Origin of the sequence: Actinomadura fibrosa (assembly GCF_900659615.1) — a bacterium.
In the GTDB taxonomy this organism is placed as follows: domain Bacteria; phylum Actinomycetota; class Actinomycetes; order Streptosporangiales; family Streptosporangiaceae; genus Spirillospora; species Spirillospora fibrosa.
Map to the genome: position 1 here is coordinate 1 of NZ_CAACUY010000117.1, position 22135 is coordinate 22135.

Here is a 22135-nt window from a genome sequence, read left to right on the forward strand (position 1 = left end):
CCGAGCGCACCGGTGCCGCCGGTGATCAGTACCGTCCCGGACGGCCGCCACCGCTCGGCCCGCGGCGGACCGGCCGCCGCCGCGGGCAGGAGCCGCCGCGCGTACCGCCCGGACGCGCGGACCGCCACCTCGTCCTCGCCGCCGGGATCGGTGACGGTCCGCAGGACGTGCTCCAGGGCGGCGGTGTCCGGGGCAGGCGGCAGATCGATCAGCCCGCCCCACCGGTCCGGCCGCTCCAGTCCGAGCACCCGGCCGAGTCCCCAGGTCGCCGCCTGGCCGGGGTGCTCGGGCGGGTCGTCCGCTCCGGTGCCGACGGCCCCGCGGGTGGCCAGCCAGAGCGGGGACGGCACCTCGGCGTCGTCCAGCGCCTGAGCCAGCGCGAGGGTGGCGGCGAGTCCCCCGCCGACCGTCGGATGAGCGGGGTGCGGGGTCTCGTCGAAGCCCAGCAAGGAGAAGATCACGGCGGCCGGGTGGGCGCGCAGCGACGTGGCCAGCCGGACGCGGTCGACCTCGGTCGTGCTGATCTCGACCTCATCGACCGCCGCGCCCGCGCGCGTGAGGCCATCGATCCACGCCCCGGCCTCGGCTCCACCGGGATGGAGCACCAGCCAGCGGCCGGTGGACCCGACCGGCGCCTCGTTCTCGATCCGCCGCCACCCGATCCGGTACCGGCGATCCGCCTCGGCCGGGCGCACATCGTCCCGGCCGGTCCGCCACCAGTAGCGCTCGCGCTGGAAGGGGTACGTCGGCAGATCGACCGGGTCGCCCCCACCACCGAAGGTCTCCCAGGCGACATCGCCGCCCCGCACGTGGAGGCGGGCGGCAGCGGACACGAACGTGTGGATCGCCGGCCGGCCGCGCCGCAGCATCGGCACGATGTCGCCTTCGGGGTCGGCCGCGGTGAGCGGGCCCATCTCCAGGAACCTGGTGACCCCGGCGGCTCGCAGCGCCGCCATCGCACGGTCGAAGCGGACCGTGTGCCGCATCTGCCTCGCCCAGTAGTCGGGCGAGCGGAGCACCTCGGGATCCACGACCTCTCCGGTGAGCGCGGAGACGAACGGGATGGTCGGCGGCTGGAACGTCACCTCGGCGAGCGCGGCCCGGAACGCGGCGCTCGCCTCCTCCATGTGCGCCGAGTGGAACGCATGGCTGACCTGGAGGGACCTGGTACGGAAGCCGCGTGCGGCCAGTACGGCGGCGGCCTGCTCGACGGCGCCGCGGTCTCCCGACAGGACCAGTGAGCCGGCGCTGTTGACGGCCGCCAGCTCCACCCGGCCGCCGAAGCCGGCGAGCGCCGGAGCGACCTCGGACTCCGTCGACTGGACGGCCACCATCGCGCCGTCCGGCGCCGCCGAGCCCATGAGCCGGGCGCGGGTGGCGATGAGCTTGCAGGTGTCGTGGAGGTCCCAGAGTCCAGCGATATGGGCCGCGGTGAGTTCTCCGAGGGAGTGCCCGGTGAGGTAGTGAGGGTGAATGCCGTGGTGCTGTGCGGTTCGCGTGAGGGCGAGGCCGATGGCGAAGAGCGCGGGCTGGGTGTTGGCGGTGTGGTGAAGGTCGCCGGCGTTGGCGAGGATGGCCTGAAGGGGCGGTTCGAGATAGGGCTGGAAGGCTTCGGCCAGTTCGTCGAGTGTCGCGGTGTAGGTGGGGTCGGTGCCGTAGAGCTCGCGGCCCATGCCGGGGTACTGACCGCCCTGGCCGCTGTAGACGAACGCGGTCCTCCCGGGTTCGGCGCTGCCTCGGCGGAGGTTCGGTGCCGCCGCGTCCTCGGCGAGGGCACTGAGCGCGGGCAGCAGCGCGGCCCGATCGGTGGCGACGATGGCGGCCCGATGGGGAAGGTGAGCACGGCGTGTGGCCAGGGTGTGCGAGACCCTCTCGGGTGCGAGATCCGGGTTCGCGGCGAGGTGGTCGTGCAGGTGCCGGGCCTGTGCCCGGAGCGCGGGCCGGGTGGCGGCCGAGAGCAGGACCGGCAGCGGCATGCCCTGGCCGCCCGCCGGCGCGGCTGCGCGGCCCTCGGGTCGCTGGAGGATGAGATGCGCGTTGGTGCCGCTGATCCCGAAAGAGGAGACGGCCGCGCGCCGGGGCCGGTCGGCCGATGGCCACTCGACCGCTTCGGTGAGCAGCCGCAGATCTCCGAGGGCCCAGTCGACGTGGGGGCTGGGCTCGTCGACGTGGAGGGTCCGGGGAAGCAGCCCGTGTTCGAGGGCGAGGACCATCTTGATGATCCCGGCGATGCCTGCGGCGGCCTGGGCGTGCCCGATGTTCGATTTGACGGACCCGAGCCACAGCGGTCGTCCGGCCCGGTCCCGCCCGTACGCGGCCAGGAGCGCCCGGGCCTCGATCGGGTCACCGAGCGTGGTGCCGGTGCCGTGCGCCTCCACCGCGTCGATGTCGCCGGGCGCCAGCCGGGCGTCGGCCAGCGCGGCCCGGATCACCTGCTCCTGCGCGGGTCCGTTCGGCGCGGTCAGGCCATTGCTCGCCCCGTCCTGGTTGATCGCCGAGCCGGGGATGACGGCCAGCACCCGATGCCCGTTCCGCTCCGCGTCCGACAGCCGTTCGAGCAGGACGAGCCCGGCCCCCTCCGCGAGCCCGAAGCCGTCGGCCGAAGCGGCGAAGGCCTTGCAGCGGCCGTCGGGTGCCAGCCCCCTCATCCGGCTGAACTCGATGAACATGCCGAGCGTCGGCATGACCGTCGCACCGCCGGCCAGCGCCAGGGAGCATTCGCCGCCACGCAGCGCCTGACAGGCCAGGTGCACGGCCACGAGCGACGACGAGCAGGCCGTGTCCACCGTGACCGCCGGCCCCTGGAGGCCCAGCGTGAAGGCCAGCCGGCCCGAGGCGACGCTCAGCGCCCCGCCGGTCAGGACATGGCCTTCGAGATCCGGAGGCGCCTCGTCCAGCCGGGGGCCGTAGTCCAGGGCCATCGCGCCGACGAACACCCCGGTACGGGTGCCGCGCAACGTGCCCGGATCGATCCCCGCACGCTCCAGCACCTCCCACCCGAGTTCCAGGAGCACGCGCTGCTGGGGATCCATGGCCGTCGCCTCGCGCGGCGAGATGCCGAAGAACGCCGCGTCGAAGTCCGTCACGCTTTCAAGGAGGCCGGCGTCCCGCTGGTAGAAGCGCCCCGGCCGGCCGGGCGCCGGGTCGTAGCGCCCGTCGACGTCCCAGCCTCGGTCGCGCGGGAAGGGCGTCACGGCGTCCCGCCCGGCCAGCACCAGTTCCCACAATCCTTCCGGTGACCGCACGCCCCCGGGGAATCTGCAGCTCATCGCGACGACGGCGATCGGCTCGCCGGCCGCCGCCGGCACCTCGGCGGGGACCGCCGCGCCCTGATCGCCGGACAACACGGTGGCGAGGTGGCGGGCGGCTCGCGCCGGAGTCGGATGGTCGAAGACCAGCGTCGCGGGCAGCCGCATCCCGACCGCGGCGCTGAGCCGGTTCCGCAGGTCCAGCGCGATCACCGAGTCGAAGCCCGCGTCCCAGAAGGACCGGTCCGCGGTGACGGTGCCGCCGCCCAGCGACGCGGACGCCTCCCCGAGCACCAGATCGACCAGTACGTCGTGCCGCGCGCGATCCGGCAGCCCGGCGAGCCGATCCCGCAACGCCGGGACCGGCGGCGAGGACGATCCGGCCGCGGGCGCCCGGAAGAGATCGTCGGGCAGCTCGGCCCCGCGGACGCCGAGCCCCTCGAACGCCACCGGCCAGGACACCGGCGTCCCACGGACGTGAAGTTCGGCCAACGCCTCGAAGAACCGCGGCAGACCGCCCTCGAAACGACGGGTCGTGCCCACGACCACGGCGTCCGGAGCGCTCTCCTGCACCCCTATGGTCAGCACCGGATGCGGGCTGATCTCGACGAACGTGCGATCGCCCGGCTCGGCCAGCCGCCGCACGGCGGTCGAGAACCGCACGGTGTCGCGGAGGTTGCGGCACCAGTACGCGGCGTCCAGCTCCGCGGTGTCCAGGAACGTCCCGGTCACCGTCGAGAAGAAGCGCACCGCCGACGACCGGGGCCGGATCGGCCGCAGCGCCTCAAGGAGCCGATCGTGGACGGCGTCGATGTGCGGCGAGTGCGCGGCGACGCCGACCGGGATCAGCCGGGCCCGCACGCCGGCGCCCTGGAGGGTGTCGACCAGCGCCCGTACCGGCTCGGCGTCACCGGACACGACGGTCCAGCTCGGCCCGTTGACGGCGGCCACCCCGACCCGGTCATCGGTGAGCCGAGGCGTCAGTTCGCCGGCCGGCAGCGGTACGGACGCCATCTCGCCCTGGCCGGCGAGCTCGGCCTGCAACCCGCTCCACAGCGCGACGATCCTCGCCCCGTCCGCGAGCGAGAGCCCGCCCGCGACGCAGGCCGCCGGGATCTCGCCCAAGCTGTGCCCCACGACCGCGGCCGGCTCGACTCCATGGGCCCGCCACAGCGCGGCGAGCCCCATCATCATGGCGAACAGCGCCGGCTGCACCACGTCGACCCGATCGAGGGACGGCGCGTCGCCCGTTCCCCGCAGCACATCATGGAGCGGCCAGCCGACATGGGGAGCCAGCGCCTCAGCGCAGTCGTCGATCGCTTCGCGGAACACCGCCGACGAGTCGAGGAGCTCGCCGCCCATGCCGCACCACTGCGGACCCTGACCGGGAAAGACGAAGACGACCTCCCCCGCCTCACGCGCCACGCCCCGCACCACCGCGTCCCGGTCCTGGCCGGCCGAGCCCTGGCCTGTGCCGAGCGTGGCCAGGGCCTGGAGCGCGGTGGTGCGGCCGGTGACGACGACGACGGCGCGGTGCGGGCCGGACGATCCTCTGGCGACCAGTGCCCGGCCCGCTTCGGCCGGGGTCAGCTCGGGGCGGGCCGCCAGGTGCCGGTGCAGCCGATCGGCCACGGCGCGCAGGGCGGTGCCGTCGGTCCCGGAGAGCAGCCACGGTACGGGGACGGCTGCGGATTCGGACGTCATGCGGCTCGATGCCCCCTCGATCTGATGGAGTACCACGATGGCCGGGCCCGGTAGACCGCCGATCGAGCGCTTCTAGCTCTCCGGGACGCCTCAGACGACCTGGAAGTTGGCCATCATCGCCATGTCCTCGTGCTCCAGGTTGTGGCAGTGGTGCAGGAAGCGGCCCCGGTAGTCGTCGAAACGGACGATCACCGCGGCGGCCTGGGCCGGACGCAGGTCGATGGTGTCCTTCCAGCCGGCGTCGTAGGGTCCCGGGCCGCCGCGGTCCCGGCCGAGCACCTGGAAGTGGCCGAGGTGAAGGTGGACCGGGTGCTGGAAGTCGCTGATGAACCGCCAGACCTCGACATCGCCGAGCCTCGGGTCCGTGTCGACCCGGGCGGGGGCGAACCGGTGGCCGTTGATGGTCCAGGCGTCCCCGGTGCGCCGGTACACGAAGGTCCGCCGCACGGTACCGCCGGAGGCGACCAGCGGCTCGATCGAGGAGAGCCGTCCCGGGACCCGGCTGTCATCGCGGGCCCGCCGCACGACCCGGAAGCGCATCACGTCATGGGCCGGGCCGCGGCCCAGCAGGTTGCGCAGGGTCACCGGCTCGCCGACCCGGTAGCGGGAGAAGTCGACGACGACCTCGCAGCGCTCCGCCGGGGCGAGACCGATCGAGTCATGGCGGCGCGGGGCCGCCAGCAGCCCGCCGTCCGAGCCGATCTGCACCAGGCCCGAGCCGCCGGGCGGCGCCGGATCCAGGGCGAGCCGGTAGCGGCGGGCGTTGGACGCGTTGAGGAACCGGAACCGGTAGCGGGCCGCGTCGACGTCGAGCACCGGCCAGGGAGCACCGTTGACGAGCACCACGTCCCCCAGCACGCCCTGGTGGTAGCCGCCCCGGACGCCGGGTTCGTGCAGACCGCTGGGGTCGAGCGCCGGGTAGCGGAACGCCCCGTCGGCGGTGAAGGCCCGATCCGTGATCATCAGCGGGATGTCGCGATCGCCCTTCGGCAGCGGCAGCGCGTCCTCCTCGTCGTCGTGCACGAGATGGAACCCGGCGAGGCCGCGCCATACGGACGATCCGGTGAAGCCCATCCGGTGGTCGTGGTACCAGAGGGTCGCGGCACGCTGCCGCAGCGGGTAGACGTAGTCGCGGACGCCGTGCGTCACGACCGCCGCCGGGTCCGGCGCGTGCATCGGATGCGTCGGGTCCATCGGCATGGCCGTGGCCCAGGCGTCCGGCAGCACCAGGTCGGTGGGGTAGCCGTCGCTCGACGCCGGAGTGTGGCCGCCGTGCAGATGGACCACGGTCGGGACGGGCAACCGGTTGTGGTGCCGTACGACGGTGGTGCGGCCGCTGCGCGAGACGATCGTCGGACCGGGGAAGATCCCCTCGTATCCCCAGATCTCGGTGCTTGCACCGGGCAGGATCTCATGCGCGGCGGGACGCTGCGTGAGCTCGTAGTGGTCGGTCGTCGCGGTCCGGCGCGGCACCGCGACGGGCGGAACGGGCAGCGGCACGCGGAACGGCTCGGGCAGCGGCCGGGCGCTGCGCATCTGGAGGCCGAGCTCGCCGGAGGACGCCAGCCACGGGACGGCGGCGCCCACCGCTCCCGCGCCCGCCGCGCCGCCCAGCACGCCGAGGAACCTGCGCCGCGAGGGCCGCCCGCTCATCCGATCGGTCCCGGCGCCTGCTCCGGCGCCTGCTCCGGCGCCTGCTCCGGCGCCTGCTCCGGCGCCGGCCCCGGCGGCTGCCAGAGCCGTCTGGTGAGGTGGACCAGCCAGACCACGAGGAGGACGCCGACCGGGATGTGCAGGCCGAGGACGCGGTGCAGGCCCAGGTAGAACTGGAGCCCTTCGACGGCCAGGATCCGGGCCCCGGCCCGGATCGGCCAGGCCGGTCCGCCGAGGCGCCGGTAGACGGCGGCGGCGACGATCTGCAGACCGGAGATGATCAGAACGGCGGTGCCGACGAGCCGGTGGAACTGGAGCATCGCGTAGTCGCCGGACAGGAACCTGCCTGCTAGGACGGGCTGGGCGAGCACGGCGAGCAGGTGCGCCACGGCGAGGGACCGCAACGTCCACCCGGCCGCCCTGAACGACTTGCCACCCCTGGGAAGCGTGGATTCGGCCGCGTGCTTCTCCACTGCTTCCTCTCCGGGCTTCCTTCCGCGGATGACGGATCCGTACGTTAGTCGCCGTCGATGTCCCGGCCGAGGATGTCGGCCCACAGAGCCCGCTCCTGCCCGCTGGGCCTGTGGGCGGCGACCAGCCGCTCCGGATGCCCTGGCGGCGGATCCGCCGCGGGAGGCGGGTCCGGGACGGCCTCCGGGACGCGGCGGGCGGCCGGGCTCATGGCGTAGCGGATCGCCGTGTCCTCGCCGCTCATCAGCACCGCGATGACGCCGGTCTGCTTCCACAGCTCGCGGAGCACCCGGCCGGTGGCGCGCCGCGCTCGCGCGGCCCGGCCGTTCACAGCGGCGGGTTGCCGTGCTTGCGCGACGGCAGGTCGGTGCGCTTGGACCGCAGTACCGCGAGGGACCGGATGAGGACCGAGCGGGTCTCGGCCGGATCGATCACGTCGTCGACGAGGCCCCGCTCGGCTCCGTAGTAGGGATGCATGAGCTCCTGCCTGTACTCCTTGATCAGCCTGGCCCGGGTCGCCTCCGGGTCGTCGGACTCGGCGATCTCCCGGCGGAAGATCACGTTGGCCGCGCTCTCCGCGCCCATCACCGCGATCTCGTTGCCCGGCCAGGCGAAGGCGAGGTCGGCGCCGACCGACCGGGAGTCCATGACGATGTACGCGCCGCCGTACGCCTTGCGCAGCACCAGCGATATCCGGGGCACGGTCGCGTTGCAGTAGGCGTAGAGCAGCTTGGCGCCGTGCCGGATGATGCCGTCGTGCTCCTGGTCGATGCCGGGCAGGAAGCCGGGCACGTCGACCAGGGTGACCAGCGGAATGCTGAAAGCGTCGCACATCTGGACGAAGCGGGCGGCCTTCTCGGATGCGTGGATATCGAGCGCGCCGGCCATGTGCTGCGGCTGGTTGGCGACCACGCCGACGACGTGACCGTCCAGCCGGGCCAGCACGCACAGGACGTTCGGCGCCCAGGCGGCGTGCACCTCGAAGGAGTCCGTGTCGTCGTCGGCGATCTCGGCGATGACGTCGCGCATGTCGTACGAGCGCTGCGGATCGGCGGGCACGATGTCGAGCAGGGCGGAGGTGCGCCGGTCGGCCCGATCGGCGGACAGCCGGTGCGGGGGGAGCTCCCGGTTGTTGGACGGCAGCAACGACAGCAGATAGCGCACGTCCTCCAGGCAGCTCGGCTCGTCCTCGTACAGGAAGTGCGCCACGCCCGAGGCCGCGGCGTGCACCTCGCCGCCACCGAGCCGGGCGTGCGAGACCTGTTCGCCGGTGACGGCTTGCACCACGTCCGGCCCGGTGACGAACATCTGCGACGTCTCGCGGACCATGAAGACGAAGTCGGTCAGCGCGGGGGAGTAGGCGGATCCCCCGGCGGACGGCCCGAGCATCACCGAGATCTGCGGGATCATGCCCGAGCTCTGGACGTTGCGCTGGAAGATGCCGCCGAAGCCGGCCAGCGCGGTGACCCCTTCCTGGATCCGTGCGCCCGCACCGTCATTGAGCGAGACCAGGGGCGCCCCCGCGGTCAGCGCGAGGTCCATCACCTTGTGGATCTTCTCCGCGTGCGCCTCGCCCAGCGCACCGCCGAAGATCCGGAAGTCGTGGGCGTACACGAAGACCGTGCGGCCGAAGACAGTTCCCCAGCCGATGACGACCCCATCGGTGTAGGGGCGCTTGGTCTCCAGCCCGAAGCCGGTTGCGCGGTGCCTGCGCAGCGGCTCGATCTCGGTGAACGAGCCGTCGTCCAGCAGGAGGGCCAGGCGCTCGCGGACGGTCAGTTTGCCCTTGGCGTGCTGGCGTTCCGTCCCCGCCGGACCGGGTCCCTCGCGGGCCTCCTCCTTGCGCCGGGCGAGCTCCATGGTCCCGTGGTCGGCTGCTTCACGGCTTGTGACGTCCATCTGTCCTCACCCGTTCAGACGTCAGAGCCGGTAGAGGAGCATCCGGGCCGTGTAGTGGTTGTCGGAGAGCCGCGGCCCGCTGCCTGCGACGGTCAGCCAGTAGACGCCTTCCATGCCCTCGTAGCGGCCGTCGAGCCCGGTGGCGAACAGGGGGATCTCCTTGCCCACGGCCATCTGCTCGTTCATGTCGAACAAGCCGGTCAGCCGGACCGTGCCATCGGTGAAGCGGTGCCGGTCGCGCACCCGCCCGAAGACGTGACCGTCGGAGGGGCGGACGTGGACGACCTCCACCGTGCCCGTCGCCGTGCCGACGAGCGCCCCGGCGGTGTCGAAGACCTCGTCCTGGTAGGTGCTGGACAGGCCGATGAACAGTTCGGAGCCGTCGGCGTTGTCGTAGGTCAGGTCCACCACGCGCTCCACCAGCTCGTCCAGCACGACGCAGGTACCAGTGCCCTGGCGGACCTTCCGATCGGGGGCCGGAGCGTCGACTCGGCTCTCGGGCATGGTGGCTCGCCTCCTGGTGGTGATCGCTGCAGGCACGATCGGAGCATGTCGGGGATCTCTGGTGGCGGAGTCGAGCGCCTCTGTACCCGCCGACGCGGGCGGCCAGGGGCGGGGCGGGTTCCCGGGAGCTCGCTCAGTGGCCGCGCCGGGCCGGGCGGCGGGCGTTCGGGAGCAGCAGCGCGGGAATGATCATCACCGCGGAGAAGGCGAATGCGACCCAGAAGGTGTGCTGGAAGGCGTCGCACACCACCGACACCACGTGCGCCCGATCCGCCTTGATGGACGAGAGCCCGTGCAATCCCTCGCCGGAGGTGCCGGGGAAGGAGTCGTCGATGTACCTCGTCAGCAGGATCGCGAACAGCGCGCTGCCGAACGACCCCCCGACCTGCCGGGTGACGTTGTAGACGCCGCTGGCCCTCGGCACCGTCTCGGCCGGCAGCGCGGAGTAGGTCGCCACCATGGTCGGGGTGTTGGACGATCCCAGGCCTATGCCCATGACGAACAGCACCACGCACAGCCAGACGTACGACGTGTCCGGGGCCACCTGGGTGAACGCGGCGGTGCCGAGCAGGAAGCACGCCAGCCCGATGAGCATCGGCAGCCGGGAGCCGACCTTGTCGATGAGCCGGCCCATGATGGGGATCGACACGGCCGCGCCGAAGCCCATCGGCACCACCAGCAGCCCCGTCGTCAGCGGGCTCTCACCCCGGACCACCTGGTAGTAGAGGGGGACGAGCAGCATCGCGCCGTACATCCCCATGCCGAGCAGCAGGGTGATGACGGACGCGTTGGCGAACACGCGGTTGCGATAGAGCCGCACGTCGATGACGGAGGCCTCGCCGCGCCGCGCGCTGTAGAGCACGAACGCGGTGAGCAGCACCGCGCCGCCGACCAGGCAGCCGAGCACGGTGGTGCCGCTGAACCCGCCGGACGAGCCGGCCTTGGACAGGCCGTACAGCAGCATGACGAGCCCGCCGGACAGGAGCACCAGGCCCGGCAGGTCGAGGCGCCCGGCCCGCCGGATCGGCGGCGTGCCGGGCATCAGCCGCACGGCCAGGTAGAACGCGAGAAGCCCGATCGGCGGATTGATGAAGAAGATCCACCGCCAGGAGACATGCTCGACGATCAGGCCTCCGACGATCGGGCCGAGCGCCGGTCCGAGCAGGATCGCGATGCCCATGAAGGCCATCGCCCGGCCCATCCGCTTCGGACCCGCGGTGGTGGCCAGAGCGGCCTGCCCGACCGGCATGATCATCCCGCCGCCGAGCCCCTGGACGACCCGGAACGCGATCAGGCTGCCCACGTTCCACGCGCATCCGCACAGCACCGAGCCGATCGTGAACCCGCCGAGGGCGACCAGCCAGACCGGTTTCGCGCCGAAGCGATCGGTGGCCCACCCGCTGAGCGGGATCACCACCCCGAGGGACAGCAGGTACGCGGTCACCACCCACTGGATGGCGGGCAGTGACGCGCCGAGTTCGGTGCTGAGCGTGTTGAGCGCGACATTGACCACGGTGGCGTCGAGCGCGGGCATCAGCACGCCGATGACCACCACGAGCGCCAGCTGGTAGAGCTGCCGGTCGAACTTCTCGCCCGAGCCGGTGTCGGCCGCTGAGGTCCTGGGCGTAGTGGACACGGATGAGTCCTCGCTAGAACGAAGCGGGTATGACCGCCGCTTGACCCAATTTGCATCGGACAGCAACTAGCTTGAATCTCAACCTAATCTAAGTCAAGCTTTCCGATAGGATCGGGGCATGCAGGAGCTCGGTTCCAGTGCCGAAGGCACGGCCCCCGAATCGGTCGGCGGCACTCTCGACGCTCGGACCAGCGAGACGGCCGACCTGATCATCCGGCTCATCCGGCGGATGCGCGCCCCCAAGGACGACTCTCCGGCCGTGGACGAGCTCAAAGCCCAGCTCGGCCGATCCGGACTCGCCCGCCGGCATATGACCGCGCTGGTCGCCATCGCGCTCAACGAGCCGCTGAGCGTCGGCGAGCTCGCCCCGCACCTGGCGCTCAGCCCGACCACCACCAGCCAGCTCGTCAACGAGCTCAACCGGGCCGGGCTCGTGGACCGGCGTGAGGACGACACCGACCGGCGGCGCACCATCGTCGCCCTGCCCCCGCACTACCGAGCCATGATCCTTCCCTTCGCCCAGCGGCGGCTGTCCGCCATCCGCCGCGCCCTGAGCGCGATGCCGGCGGCAGAGCAGGAGATCTTCCTTCGTGGATTCCGGCTCCTGGTCGACGTGGCGGAGGAGCCGGACCCCGATGCCGGACAGCCCCGGACGACGCCCGGCCGATCGTCCAGTGGCGTGCAAGAGCCGCACTAGAACATCTTCCGATGCTGGCTCCCCGGGAAGGAGCCCTCATGGACACAGACCTGCACAGCCGTGGCCCCAGCCGTAGGCAGATGCTGAAAGCCGTCGCCCTGACCTCGGCGGTGACGAGCAGCGGGGCGGTCCTGCTCGCTCCCGCCGCTCCGGCGGCCGCGGCCGACTTCAACTTCGACACCGGCAACGCCGCCAAGGAACTCCTCAACCGGGGCGGCGCCGGGCTGGCGGGCATCGACCCCATGGACGCCACGATCCTCATCCGCCTGACCTGCCTGCTGGCCAACGCATGGTTCGACGCGATCGCGCCGTACCACCGGTCGGCGGTGGGCGTCTACTCGAAGCTCGGCCGCCGCCCGGTGAGCGAGTCCGCGACGCACCGGCAGCGCAACATCGCTCTGCTGTACGCGAGCAACAAGGTGCTCGGCGCCTTCCCCCTCTTCACCGCCCAGTCACGTGCCGTCCTGTCCCAGGTGGGGCTGGACCCGGACGACGACCAGGAGAACACCACCACGCCCATCGGCATCGGCAACCTCGCGGGCAAGGGAATCCTCGCCAACAAGCTGAACGACGGGATGAACCAGCTCGGCTACGGAGGCGGCCGCAAGTACAACCCGCAGCCGTTCGCCGACACCACCGGATACCGTCCGGTGAACACGGCGTACGAGCTGAGCCATCCCTCGCGCTGGCAGCCCAACGTGCTGGCCAAACAGGTGGAGCTGGGCACGTACCAGATCCAGCAGTTCGTGACGCCGCAATTCGGCGGCACCAAGGCGTACACCTTCCGCGACCCCGCCCGGTTCCTCCTGCCGCCGCCCAGAAAGAGCGACTACACGCACAACCGTGCCGCCTACCGGGCCCAGGCGGACGAGATCCTCTCCGCCTCCGCGGCGTTGACCGACGAACTCAAGATGAAGGTCGAGCTCTTCGCGGACAAGCGGGTGCTCGGTGCCTCGACCGCCGCGACAGCGGTCGGCCTGGACTTCGACGCGTACTTCCACTACTACCTCACGACGAACATCGCCGCGTACGACGCGGCGATCGCCGCCTGGTACAACAAGCTGCACCACGACTCGGTCCGCCCGTTCAGCGCCATCCGCTTCCTGTACGGAGGCTCTCCGGTGACGGCCTGGGGCGGCCCCGGCAAGGGCACGGTGCACGACATCCCCGGCCGCGACTGGTGCAGCTACGTCAACACTCCAGACCATCCCGAGTACCCATCGGGCTCGACCGCGCTGTGCGGTGCCCACGCGCAGGCCGCGCGGCGCTTCCGCGGGACGGACGCGATGTCCTTCTCCCAGACCTACGCGGCCGGCTCCTCGCAGATCGAGCCGGGCATCACCCCCGCCAAGGACCTCACTCTGAGCTGGAGCAACTGGTCCACCTTCGACCACGATTGTGGCATGTCCCGGCTCTGGGGCGGGGCGCACTTCAGGTCGTCGATCGAGGCATCCAGGCAGATGAGCCCCCGCATCGGCGATCTGGCGTACGAGTTCGTCCAGCGCCATGTACGAGGAGAGGCGACCTAGAACCCCGCACGATCCCACCGGTACGAACGACGTCCAGGTGGCCGGTGAGCCCACCGTACGCAAGACCCGGTCGCGCCGGCGATCGCCTCGCCACTGCCAGAGATGGCCAGGCAAGGCGCTGAAGACAGGCCGCCAGATGCCACCAGGGACGTCGGGGCCTCGCACATCGCTCACGCCCAGACGGCCAGACCGCAGTGGCCGGGGAAGCAGATGAGCGAGCGCGAGTGTTCCGCAACGGCACAGGTAGATCGAGACTATGACCGCCCAGCCCGAGGAACCGTCCGCGCCGCGCGATCCCGGCGAGGATCCAGCCGCGATCTACGACGCTCTCCCACGGTCACACCGGGAACAGTTCCGGGCCGAGTATGACCAGGCGCTGGACGCCGCGCACGACCTGGCGCGCTTCGAGCAGGTTCGAACTCTGCTCCAGCAGTGGCGCCTCCGAGCCATCGCCTACGCCCGTCCCGGCTACGAAGAGGCCGTCCAGGACGCCCTACAGGGCCGTGAGGACGCCTTCGTGCGGTACACGCCGCCGGGCTGGGAAGGCCGGATGCGACCTACGCCTTCGACGGCTTCCACGGCCGGGCGCTGTCACCTTCCTCCCCCGGCTCCGACGAGACCTGCACCTAGCGCGGACGGGTTCTGTCAAGGGTGGCGAAGCCATCACGGAGTGACGCCCGAAGGGCGCCCTTGATGGGTTCCGTCCGCCGCCATCCTCGACAGCTCGGGGCCAGGGGAGCCCGCACTCTTCCAGCCCAACCGACAACACACCTCAACCCACTTGGCGATGCGGCAGAAGGCCGATAGGGATGCCTCATGGCCTTGTAGCGCAGGCATAAGGACTACATCGCCATCCGTGAATGGGAGACGCGCATGGCGGCACTCCTGCGCCAGGTGACGGATCGGCTGACTGATGACCAACCTCGCAGGGGCAAGGAGTTCCTCGCGCATACAGCTCTGGCGAGTGAGCTGGGGGCCGAAGTCCTCGCCCGCGTCGGGCGGAGCCTCGACTACTGCCCATAGCGGCGGCGCGCCCCCTGGAGGGCGGACGGGGCGAGGCCGACGGATGCGTCGCGATGCGCGTCGGCGAGTGGGTCGATTGGGATCGTCCGGCGGCGGTGCTGCTGATCGCGGTCCTGCACTTTGTGACCGACGAAGAAGATCCGGCCGCCATCGTGGTTGCTCTGCGCTGGCTGGCTCGGGCTTCGGTCCTCATGTCGGCGTTGGAGGAGTCGAAGATGATCGGTAAGGCGCTCACCGCCTGCGCGACCAACCTCGATGGGAAGCAGCTTGAACCAGCGTACTACCGGCGGCGTCGGCGCGCGTTCTACGGCGCTCTGAAGTTCGCCGTGCGGGAGAAGCAACTTTCGGCGAATTCGCTCGACGACGTGCGCGAGGCTGATTGGAAGGCGGCGGAAGTGGCTCACGCGGTCGACCGGCGGCGCGTTCCGAATCCCGGTCAGGTCGCCGTGCTGCTGGACACGATCCGGTCTGTGGGCAAGACGCAAGGTCCCCGCTTGGTCGCTGCCTTCGGCTGCATGTACTACGGCATGATGCGGCCGTCAGAAGCGATCAACCTCCGCAAGGACAACTGCGTCAGGTTGCCTGAAACCGGCTGGGGCCTGCTGGAGCTGGACGAGAAGTGCCCGCTCCAGACTGGATCGCTACCTGGTACGAGGTCGAACCTGGCGCCCCCTGTTCGTGAGGCGCCGGCGGTTCTGGATCGACGGCAATCCATCACAGCTAGCGGACAGCTACTACCTCCTGGACCTGGTGAAAGGCACGCGCATCACCGAGGAGAACACTGGGCCAGGAGGTGGCTACCGAGTCCTCGAAGAACTCGGCTACCCGCTGACGCGGGTGCGCGAGGAGGTCGCGATCAGGATGCCGACTCCCGACGAAGTCCGCGCGCTGGGCTTGAGCCTGGGACACCAGTCGCCGAACTGCATAGGGTCTCGTTCTCAGGAGACAAGCCGATTGAGGTGCTGCAAGGCATCCTCGCCGGTGACCGATACGTCTTCTGCTACGACATGCCGGTGAACGACTGACGGTTAGGGGAGCGGCATGGTGCGTCACGCCTGGACAGGCGCTGAGGCGTGATGTTGCCGGTACGCGTGTGCACCGCAGAACGCCCCGGCGATGACGGCTGCTCGGAGGACCGTGTCTTCGCCCGGCCTAACGCTGTGGTCGTCCTCGACGGCGTCAGCCCCCTGCGGCCAGAAGGACCTAGGGACGGCTGGTACCCGGACGCTCTCGGGCAGCGAATCCTCGACCTCTTGGACAGCGATCCCTCTGCAGACCTACCCGACGTACTCGCGACCGCTATCGATCACGTCGCAGCAAAGCACTCGCTCGTACCTGGCGAGTCGCCGGCCAGCACAGTGGCGATCATCAGGTGGGATGACCACCACATCGACGGCCTCGTCCTCGGAGACAGCCCGATCGTCATGTTCGGCCGAGATGGCAGCGTGGACGTCCTACGAGATGTACGACACGAGACTGTCGTCGCCGAGCTGCGGCGCGAAGCTCGCCAGACCATCGAGGGCCTGAACACGCTCGACGACCTCATCCGCGCGACCCGGCCCGCGAAGCTGGCCCGCATGAACCGCGACGGCGGCTACTGGATAGCAGAGGCGACGCCCGAGGCCGGCCACCACGCCATCCTCCGCCAATGGCCGGTCAACAGCATCCACGCTGTGGCAGCCATGACCGATGGCGTCAGCTGTGGTGTCGAGGACTACGGCGTTCCCCCATCGTGGCCGGCTGCCCTCACCCTCGCCCTGAGCGACGGATTGCAGGCGCTCCTGGCCGTCATCCATGACGCCGAGGCCACCGACAAGGACCGCCAGCGCTGGCCACGCCCAAAGACCCACGACGACAAGGCGGCTGCGCTCGTCGCGTTCTCACACACGCACGTCACCTGGGACGACAAGCAATGACCGCTCTTCCACGCCATTCAGTCGCCGTCGCCGGCATCGTCATCGACGACCAGGGCCGGGCCCTCCTCATCCGGCGTCCGGAGAACGGCCGCTGGGAGCCGCCAGGCGGAGTCCTCGAACTCGAAGAGACCTTCGCCGACGGCGTGCGCCGCGAGGTCAAAGAGGAGACCGGCCTCGATGTCGAGCCGGAAGCGCTCACGGGGATCTACAAGAACATGGCCCGCGGCATCGTGGCCCTCGCCTTCCGCTGCCGTCTCTTGGGCGGCACCCTGACGACGAACCCCGAAGCAGACGCGTTCCGCTGGGCTTCTCCAGACGAGGTCGCGACCCTGACGAACGAGGTCTTCGCCTATCGCATCCTAGACGCCTATCGCGACGACCCGACGCCAGCTTTGAGAGACCATGACGGCGTCAACCTGATCCGTTCGTCAGAAGGTTCAGGGGCCGGGGCGCATGAGCGTTCTCAGGCGGATGCTTGAACTTCGGCTTCGTAGTTCGCTTAAAAGCGGAAGCCGAACAGTCCACCATCGGCATAAGCATCGGTCAGACGAACTGGCAGAACTCTGTCTTTTGCGTCATAACCGCGGTTGGTAGCCTTGGCGAGGTCATCGCTATTGAGAGTTGCGACGTACTGGATCTCTTCGGCCTCGGCAACTTCTGCTGCGAGCTCTAGAGCAGCTTTTAGCTGGCGGTCGTCCACGCCATCGAAGAGATGACTGTCATGAACCAGGAAATTTGGCCCGCGTCCATGTCGATGTGCGATAGTGGCAACAGTTAAGTCAAAACAAAAAATAACCATGTTGCCAATCCCTCGACTCTCGTCACTGTCGATGCGCGGGGTGATTTTTACGCTATTTCTTCCAGCTTCGATCGCCAGATATCCACTCCTCTCTTCTCCGTAAAGTTTTTTGGCGAACTGATCGAAGAGCAAGGTAGCTTCACGTATGCGTCCAGCCCGCTCCTCCAAATCAGTTGCCATCTGCTCTTCCACTTCAAGGCGCATAGAAGCGATCTGCCGAGCGCTCGCTTCCAAGGCTTGTGCAGCCGTAAGCCGGTTCCGAAGTGCTTCCAGCGAGGCCTGCTCTTGTGCATATGCGCGTTGCAAAGTGGTCAAGGCTTCGAGTGCGCCGCCTTCATTGAGTTCTTGAAGGATTCGAGATTGCTCTGCGCCTAGCCGTTCCCGTTCCTGCCGGCGCTCAGCCAAGCGATTCTGAATAGAAGCGATTTCTTCGCCCAGGTAGCGACGACGGTTCCGGACAATTGATTCATGAAAATTCTGGACATCCTCGAAGCGTTGGCGAACATGCTCGTTTAGGATGACCCCCAGTTCTCGATAGACGGGCTCCAGATATCTTACTTCCGTATCGCTGGTTTCCCTAACGGCAGCTTCGAGGTCTTCTAGGTTGCGGCGATCTATGACGTCTTGATTTGAGAGCTGTCGTATCTGTGCGGTTAGCTGATCGGCGCGGGACTTTAGTGCCTCGTATTCGGGCACAACGCGGAAGGAGCTTATCTGCTCTTCCAATCTCGCTACGCGTGCCTCGGCAATGGTAATTTGCCCTCGCAGTTCCGCTGTGTTCCCTACTATGCGCCCCCAGACCGGGTCATTTACGGCCTGCCTGAGCTGTTTTCGTGTCGCCTCCCGAGCGGCGATGTCCTTGTATTTTGAGGCCAATTGCCAATCAAGACCAAGAAGGTAGGCGAGATTCGTAGTGGCTTCTACCTCAGCTTGTCGTGAATGAACTCTGATGGCTTCGTTGAAGCCATTGCTCGCGATACGGCGCATGTAATAGGAGAGCAGCGCGCGTCCGCTGATTCCAGGATGCTGTCCAGACAGATTAAAAAGGCCGGATTCGATTAGGCTGTTCCACTCGGCCAGAGTGATATGCCCAGGACCAATGTCGAGACGATTGCCGCTCTTAGCTGAGATATCCGGATCAATGATGACGCTTGTAGGGTTTGCGCCCTTGCGGCGAACAGATAGCCCATCAGTCGTGTTGGGCCAGTCAACTACGAGCCCGAATGTGATGTCCTTAAGTACCCTTCTCGTCGCTAGGTGCTTGCTTGGTCGGCTCCCCAACAGAAAATGAAGTAATTCAACAAGGCTTGATTTTCCCACTCCGTTGCGGCTGTCTGTTGTCGCGGAACTGGGAGTGGTGTCAGCCACGACAAGGTTCAAGCCAGGACGAAATTCGAGCGTCTTGAAGCGAGGATCGTCAGCCTCCAATTTACGAAGCATGGGCCTCCTCTCGGACCAGCAGCCCATCTCGAAGCTCTATCAACCCCATGGCGAAAAGGATATCTAGGGCAAGGGTGAACCAACCGAAAGAAATTGGTGCCTTGTGGCCTTGCTCGATCCTCCAGGCCTTCACCTTGTACCAGGTTTGGCTCACGGACGTAGGCTCGCTTAGTTGTTCCAGTATCTGCGCCCCGACAGACAGTAGCGCCCTGTCTGGCGCGATACCCTTTGTTGGCGTGATCACCTTGTGCTTCCTACGACATTGGGAGGCTGCCACCCCTCGGGGGGTTCTTCGAAGATATCACAACGCTCAAAGAAATACGCGAGGATAACCCAAGCTGCGCGATGCGTTTTGAAGGGCTGACGCCTATTCCCTAAAACGTACTTTTCGAGTTCGAGGAGCACGTCCTCTGGATCGTCCCAGTCGTCCTTGATTTGTTGATAGTAAGCTGAGAAGCCTCGCGCGATTTCATCGATTTCATAGACTGCCATTCGCATCTCATAATATTCGTTTATGAGATGGGTGCTTTGCATTGCCTTGATCAGGCCTTCGCGACTGTCTCCTTCGAGTTCGTTGTAATCTAGTTTGACTTCGCTGACATCGTGCACCGGCTTAAACGGGTCGGCCATCTGTGCTTGCTCTTCAAGACTCTTAAGTAGGGGAGCTAGATCCTCCATCCCAATACCAAAAACGAGTTCGTTTATCGGAATCGGGCAACCGAGGACGTCCTCCATCTGCTCCACGGAAAGATGTAGGCATTCATTCCACAGTCGACGTCGCCCTATGTGATCGATTTTCAGAGGGGCATGTTCGCGAGCCGCATTTGCCAATAGTGTAGAGATGGCCGGATGGGCTCCCCGTGTGTCATTGTGAACAAATGCAAATGTGTCGAACTGTCCATCCCGCTTGCTTTTAGCGCCCGCAAGGTCCGAAGCGAACTTGCTCTCGATTGCCGAGATGTTGAACGTTGGTGGAGCGTAGACGGCATAAAGTCTGCCGTTGTGCAAGCCGATCCCATCCGCGCTAAGATCCCCGATATTTCCGTGGGTGCGAATATCCACATAGTCAGGATAGCGTGCACTCATTATATTGTGAAAAAAATCTTCAAAAGAGTTTTCGGTCAGCTCTGACATTCTCTCCGTGAACTTGATTCGCGCATACATTCTCTGTTCAAAGGACATGCCCATCTCGACTCCTCCTGAGCTTGCCTGCTTTTAGGTTACGACCTCCGCTGCTTCGTGCAACCCCTTCATCGTGACCACGCTCCGGTGCTCATAGGGCCCGCCTGTGACCTCTGCATCATTGAGTGGGACGGTTGACCTCGGTGAGAGGTTGTCAACAGGCGAGCTCGGCAGAGGGGGGCCGGGAGTCGTCGGCCATTGACAGGACTCCATGCTGGTATGCGCTCTGAGGTGTGCGCTGATCAGCGCTTCACGCTCTGCGGCGCTGCGTACGCCGAGCAAGCGGCGAGCTAGCGCGGCGTGGCGTTGTTGTCCATAGGTTTGGCCTTTTGTGGCCGCGTTGGTGGAAGACGTCGAGAAGGCTTCTCTGATTGTGGGGCCTCGAGAGGGCGCTGGTGCTGTACCCAATTGCGTCGAAGGCGGTTCACGGTGAGCTGAGACGTTGTTCGCCGAGTCAAGATTGCTGGGGAGTTGGAGGCATGCCTTGCAGAAGGCGTCTAGGTCCAGTTGGTGGCCGTCTTCGCAGCGGACGTCGGGGCAGTGCTGGCCTCGGCGGACGAGGCGGGTGGTTACTGCTACGGCGTCGCGGATGGGGTCGGTGTCGGTGATGCGGTAGCGCCAGTGGTCCCAGTTGCGGGTGATGCGGTCGGCCAGTTCGGCTGGGGTGCGGTGCTGTAGCTCGGCGGTGAGGGCCCTCAGGATGCGCTGGGAGCCGTGTTCCGGGATGTGGCGGGTCAGCTCGGGCGGGAGCGTTAGGTAGAGGTCGATGGCGGCTCGGGGGACGCGGGTTAGGGTTCGGCGCCTTGGATGGTCTTGGTGGTGCTTGGACTTCCCGGCTTTGCCGGCTGCTCGCGTTCGCACGCTCTGGTTGTTGTAGGCGCCTTCGGCGGGAAGCGACGGTGGCTTCTCAAGGGGGTGCATAGGTAAGGGGTGTCTCCTGTGGAGTGCCAGTTGCTGCGAGGGGTGTGTGCCGCGTCCTGCTCCGGGTGAGTGCCGCTATATGAGCGGGGTTGCTGTGGGGGGCGGTGTGGTGGCGGCCGTGGGTGGCGTAGTGCTCGGCGGTCTGGGTGGCGTCCTCTTCTTCTAGGGCGACGCGAATGGAGAGCCAGCCTCCCGGGCGCGCGGTTGCCTCGATGAGCCCGGCTGTCTCCAGCTCGGCCAGGGGGCGCCTGGCGGTTGCCTGGGAGGCATTCACGGCTGCGGCGAGGCGGGCCATGGTGGCGTCGAAGGGGCGGGGCTTGCCGTTGCGGTGGGCGCGGTCTACCGCGGCTGTGTAGAGGCGCCAGGCTTCGGCTGAGATGGTGCCGGCTGGGCGGCGGCGTCCGGCCCAGACCATGTCGAGGGTCCAGGCGGGGACGGGGGCGTAGCCTTCGCCGGTCTCGCGAGGGCGGCGGAGAGCGGCGTGCAGGACGCTGCGTTTGGCGCCTCGGGGGGTGGAGCCGGAGAGGTAAGGGCCGTCGGTGGTGGGAGCTAGGAGTTGGCGGCGGGCGTCGTCCAGGGCGGTTGTGGAGGTGCCTGCTCGTTCGGCTAGGAAGTGGCGGCGGGCGATGGCGGGGGCGCGGCCGCCGTCCAGGCCGTGGGGCATCAGGGTCTCGTACATCGCCCACGTCCAGACGGCCAGACCGCTGTGGTCGGGAGAGGAGATGAGGGAGCGCGGGATCTGGACGTGGCCGCGGGGTCCCTGCCGCGGGTCGCCGGCGTCATCGGCGGTCCAGGTCGTGGGGCGCCGGAATGTCTGTTTCACCGTGAGCCCACAGATGGCAGCCGTTGGCGGCCGTCGGGTGCATAGGGCTGCACTTACGGAAAAACCCGTCCGACCTGTTTTTCCCAGGTCGTAACGGGTTTTTGCTGGTGATCTAGGCGTGCCCCCTGCAGGATTCGAACCTGCGCACACGGCTCCGGAGGCCGTTGCTCTATCCCCTGAGCTAAGGGGGCCCTTGCGCCTTGGGTGGCGCGGGTTGAAGGTTACCAGGGTTGGCGGGTCGACGCGCACCTGGGCGTTCGCCGTGCGTTGGCGGGGCGAGTCGACTAACTTCGTGGCCGTGACCGAGCCACTGGGACGCGTTCTGGTCGTCGATGACGACGAGGTGATCCGCCAGCTCATCGCCGTGAACCTGCAGCTGGAGGGGTTCGAGGTGGCGACCGCGGTGGACGGTCAGGACTGCCTGGAGAAGGTGGGCGAGGTCGCGCCGGACGTGATCACGCTGGACGTGATGATGCCGCGGCTGGACGGGTGGGTCACGGCGATCCGGCTGCGGGAGGAGCCCGCGACCGCGCACATCAGGGTCGTGATGATCACGGCGCGGGCGCAGGAGCACGATGTGCGGCGGGGGCACGAGATCGGCGTGGACGCCTACGTGACCAAGCCGTTCGACCCCAACCAGCTGATCCAGACGGTGCGGAAGCTCGCGGCGGTGTCCAGATAGTGGTCGGA

The 22135-nt window shown here is 68.2% G+C and carries 18 protein-coding genes, 1 tRNA gene and 1 pseudogene; 8 read left to right on the forward strand and 12 right to left on the reverse strand.

What is annotated here, in order from left to right; translation table 11 throughout:
* From E1300_RS30030 to E1300_RS30060, 7 genes are all read right to left on the reverse strand, one after another.
* A partial coding sequence (locus E1300_RS30030) for a type I polyketide synthase (RefSeq protein WP_131760465.1) occupies positions 1–4952 on the reverse strand: 4952 nt, incomplete at its 3' end.
* Between the two features lie 90 nt (positions 4953–5042).
* Entirely contained in the window at positions 5043–6605 is a 1563-nt protein-coding gene (locus E1300_RS30035) for a multicopper oxidase family protein (protein WP_131760466.1), read from the reverse strand.
* A complete protein-coding gene (locus E1300_RS30040; protein WP_131760467.1) occupies positions 6602–7078 on the reverse strand; it encodes a hypothetical protein in 477 nt (158 codons plus the stop codon). The genes E1300_RS30035 and E1300_RS30040 overlap by 4 nt, the downstream gene beginning before the upstream one ends.
* A 44-nt stretch (positions 7079–7122) precedes the next feature.
* Positions 7123–7407, reverse strand: a complete 285-nt coding sequence (locus tag E1300_RS30045) for a DUF6059 family protein (RefSeq protein ID WP_131760468.1) — start codon at positions 7405–7407, stop codon at positions 7123–7125.
* Positions 7404–8936, reverse strand: a complete 1533-nt coding sequence (locus E1300_RS30050) for an acyl-CoA carboxylase subunit beta (RefSeq protein WP_370785251.1) — start codon at positions 8934–8936, stop codon at positions 7404–7406. The genes E1300_RS30045 and E1300_RS30050 overlap by 4 nt, the downstream gene beginning before the upstream one ends.
* A 60-nt stretch (positions 8937–8996) precedes the next feature.
* Entirely contained in the window at positions 8997–9479 is a 483-nt protein-coding gene (locus E1300_RS30055; RefSeq protein ID WP_131760470.1) for an allene oxide cyclase barrel-like domain-containing protein, read from the reverse strand.
* A 133-nt stretch (positions 9480–9612) separates the two neighbouring features.
* Positions 9613–11115: an MDR family MFS transporter gene (locus tag E1300_RS30060; protein WP_207400038.1), complete on the reverse strand. Its 1503-nt coding sequence runs from the start codon at positions 11113–11115 to the stop codon at positions 9613–9615.
* 118 nt (positions 11116–11233) lie between these two features.
* Between E1300_RS30060 and E1300_RS30065 the strand changes: the two genes are divergently transcribed.
* The 7 genes and pseudogenes from E1300_RS30065 (at position 11234) to E1300_RS30085 (ending at position 16759) form a co-directional block, all read left to right on the forward strand.
* Entirely contained in the window at positions 11234–11812 is a 579-nt protein-coding gene (locus E1300_RS30065; protein ID WP_131760471.1) for a MarR family winged helix-turn-helix transcriptional regulator, read from the forward strand.
* Between the two features lie 38 nt (positions 11813–11850).
* Positions 11851–13341: a DUF6851 domain-containing protein gene (locus E1300_RS30070; RefSeq protein ID WP_131760472.1), complete on the forward strand. Its 1491-nt coding sequence runs from the start codon at positions 11851–11853 to the stop codon at positions 13339–13341.
* A gap of 256 nt (positions 13342–13597) precedes the next feature.
* A complete protein-coding gene (locus E1300_RS54060) occupies positions 13598–14035 on the forward strand; it encodes a DUF6247 family protein (protein WP_370785248.1) in 438 nt (145 codons plus the stop codon).
* A gap of 382 nt (positions 14036–14417) precedes the next feature.
* Positions 14418–14546: pseudogene (locus E1300_RS54065) on the forward strand (SAM-dependent methyltransferase); the annotation flags it as partial.
* Positions 14547–15042: 496 nt separating this feature from the next.
* Entirely contained in the window at positions 15043–15381 is a 339-nt protein-coding gene (locus E1300_RS54070; RefSeq protein WP_370785253.1) for a UTRA domain-containing protein, read from the forward strand.
* 236 nt (positions 15382–15617) lie between these two features.
* Positions 15618–16280 (forward strand): protein phosphatase 2C domain-containing protein, encoded by a 663-nt coding sequence (locus E1300_RS30080; protein WP_207400039.1) that lies wholly within the window; start codon positions 15618–15620, stop codon positions 16278–16280.
* Positions 16277–16759: an NUDIX hydrolase gene (locus E1300_RS30085; RefSeq protein ID WP_131760474.1), complete on the forward strand. Its 483-nt coding sequence runs from the start codon at positions 16277–16279 to the stop codon at positions 16757–16759. The genes E1300_RS30080 and E1300_RS30085 overlap by 4 nt, the downstream gene beginning before the upstream one ends.
* A 20-nt stretch (positions 16760–16779) precedes the next feature.
* On the opposite strand, the gene E1300_RS30090 is transcribed toward E1300_RS30085, so the two are convergent.
* From E1300_RS30090 to E1300_RS30110, 5 genes are all read right to left on the reverse strand, one after another.
* Complete coding sequence (locus E1300_RS30090) at positions 16780–18519, reverse strand: ABC-three component system protein (RefSeq protein WP_131760475.1); 1740 nt, start codon at positions 18517–18519, stop codon at positions 16780–16782.
* Positions 18509–18796 (reverse strand): ABC-three component system middle component 6, encoded by a 288-nt coding sequence (locus E1300_RS53735; RefSeq protein ID WP_306440681.1) that lies wholly within the window; start codon positions 18794–18796, stop codon positions 18509–18511. Before E1300_RS53735 ends, E1300_RS30090 begins: the two co-directional genes overlap by 11 nt.
* Positions 18760–19707 carry an ABC-three component system protein gene (locus E1300_RS30100; protein WP_131760477.1) on the reverse strand — a complete coding sequence of 316 codons (948 nt, stop codon included), beginning with the start codon at positions 19705–19707 and terminating at the stop codon, positions 18760–18762. Before E1300_RS30100 ends, E1300_RS53735 begins: the two co-directional genes overlap by 37 nt.
* Positions 19708–20608: 901 nt before the next feature.
* Positions 20609–21445, reverse strand: coding sequence for a hypothetical protein (locus E1300_RS30105; RefSeq protein WP_131760478.1), 837 nt, complete (start codon positions 21443–21445; stop codon positions 20609–20611).
* Positions 21446–21564: 119 nt separating this feature from the next.
* A tRNA-Arg gene (locus E1300_RS30110) sits at positions 21565–21636 on the reverse strand.
* 107 nt (positions 21637–21743) lie between these two features.
* Between E1300_RS30110 and E1300_RS30115 the strand changes: the two genes are divergently transcribed.
* Positions 21744–22127 carry a response regulator transcription factor gene (locus tag E1300_RS30115; RefSeq protein ID WP_242619467.1) on the forward strand — a complete coding sequence of 128 codons (384 nt, stop codon included), beginning with the start codon at positions 21744–21746 and terminating at the stop codon, positions 22125–22127.
* The last annotated feature ends 8 nt before the right edge of the window (positions 22128–22135 follow it).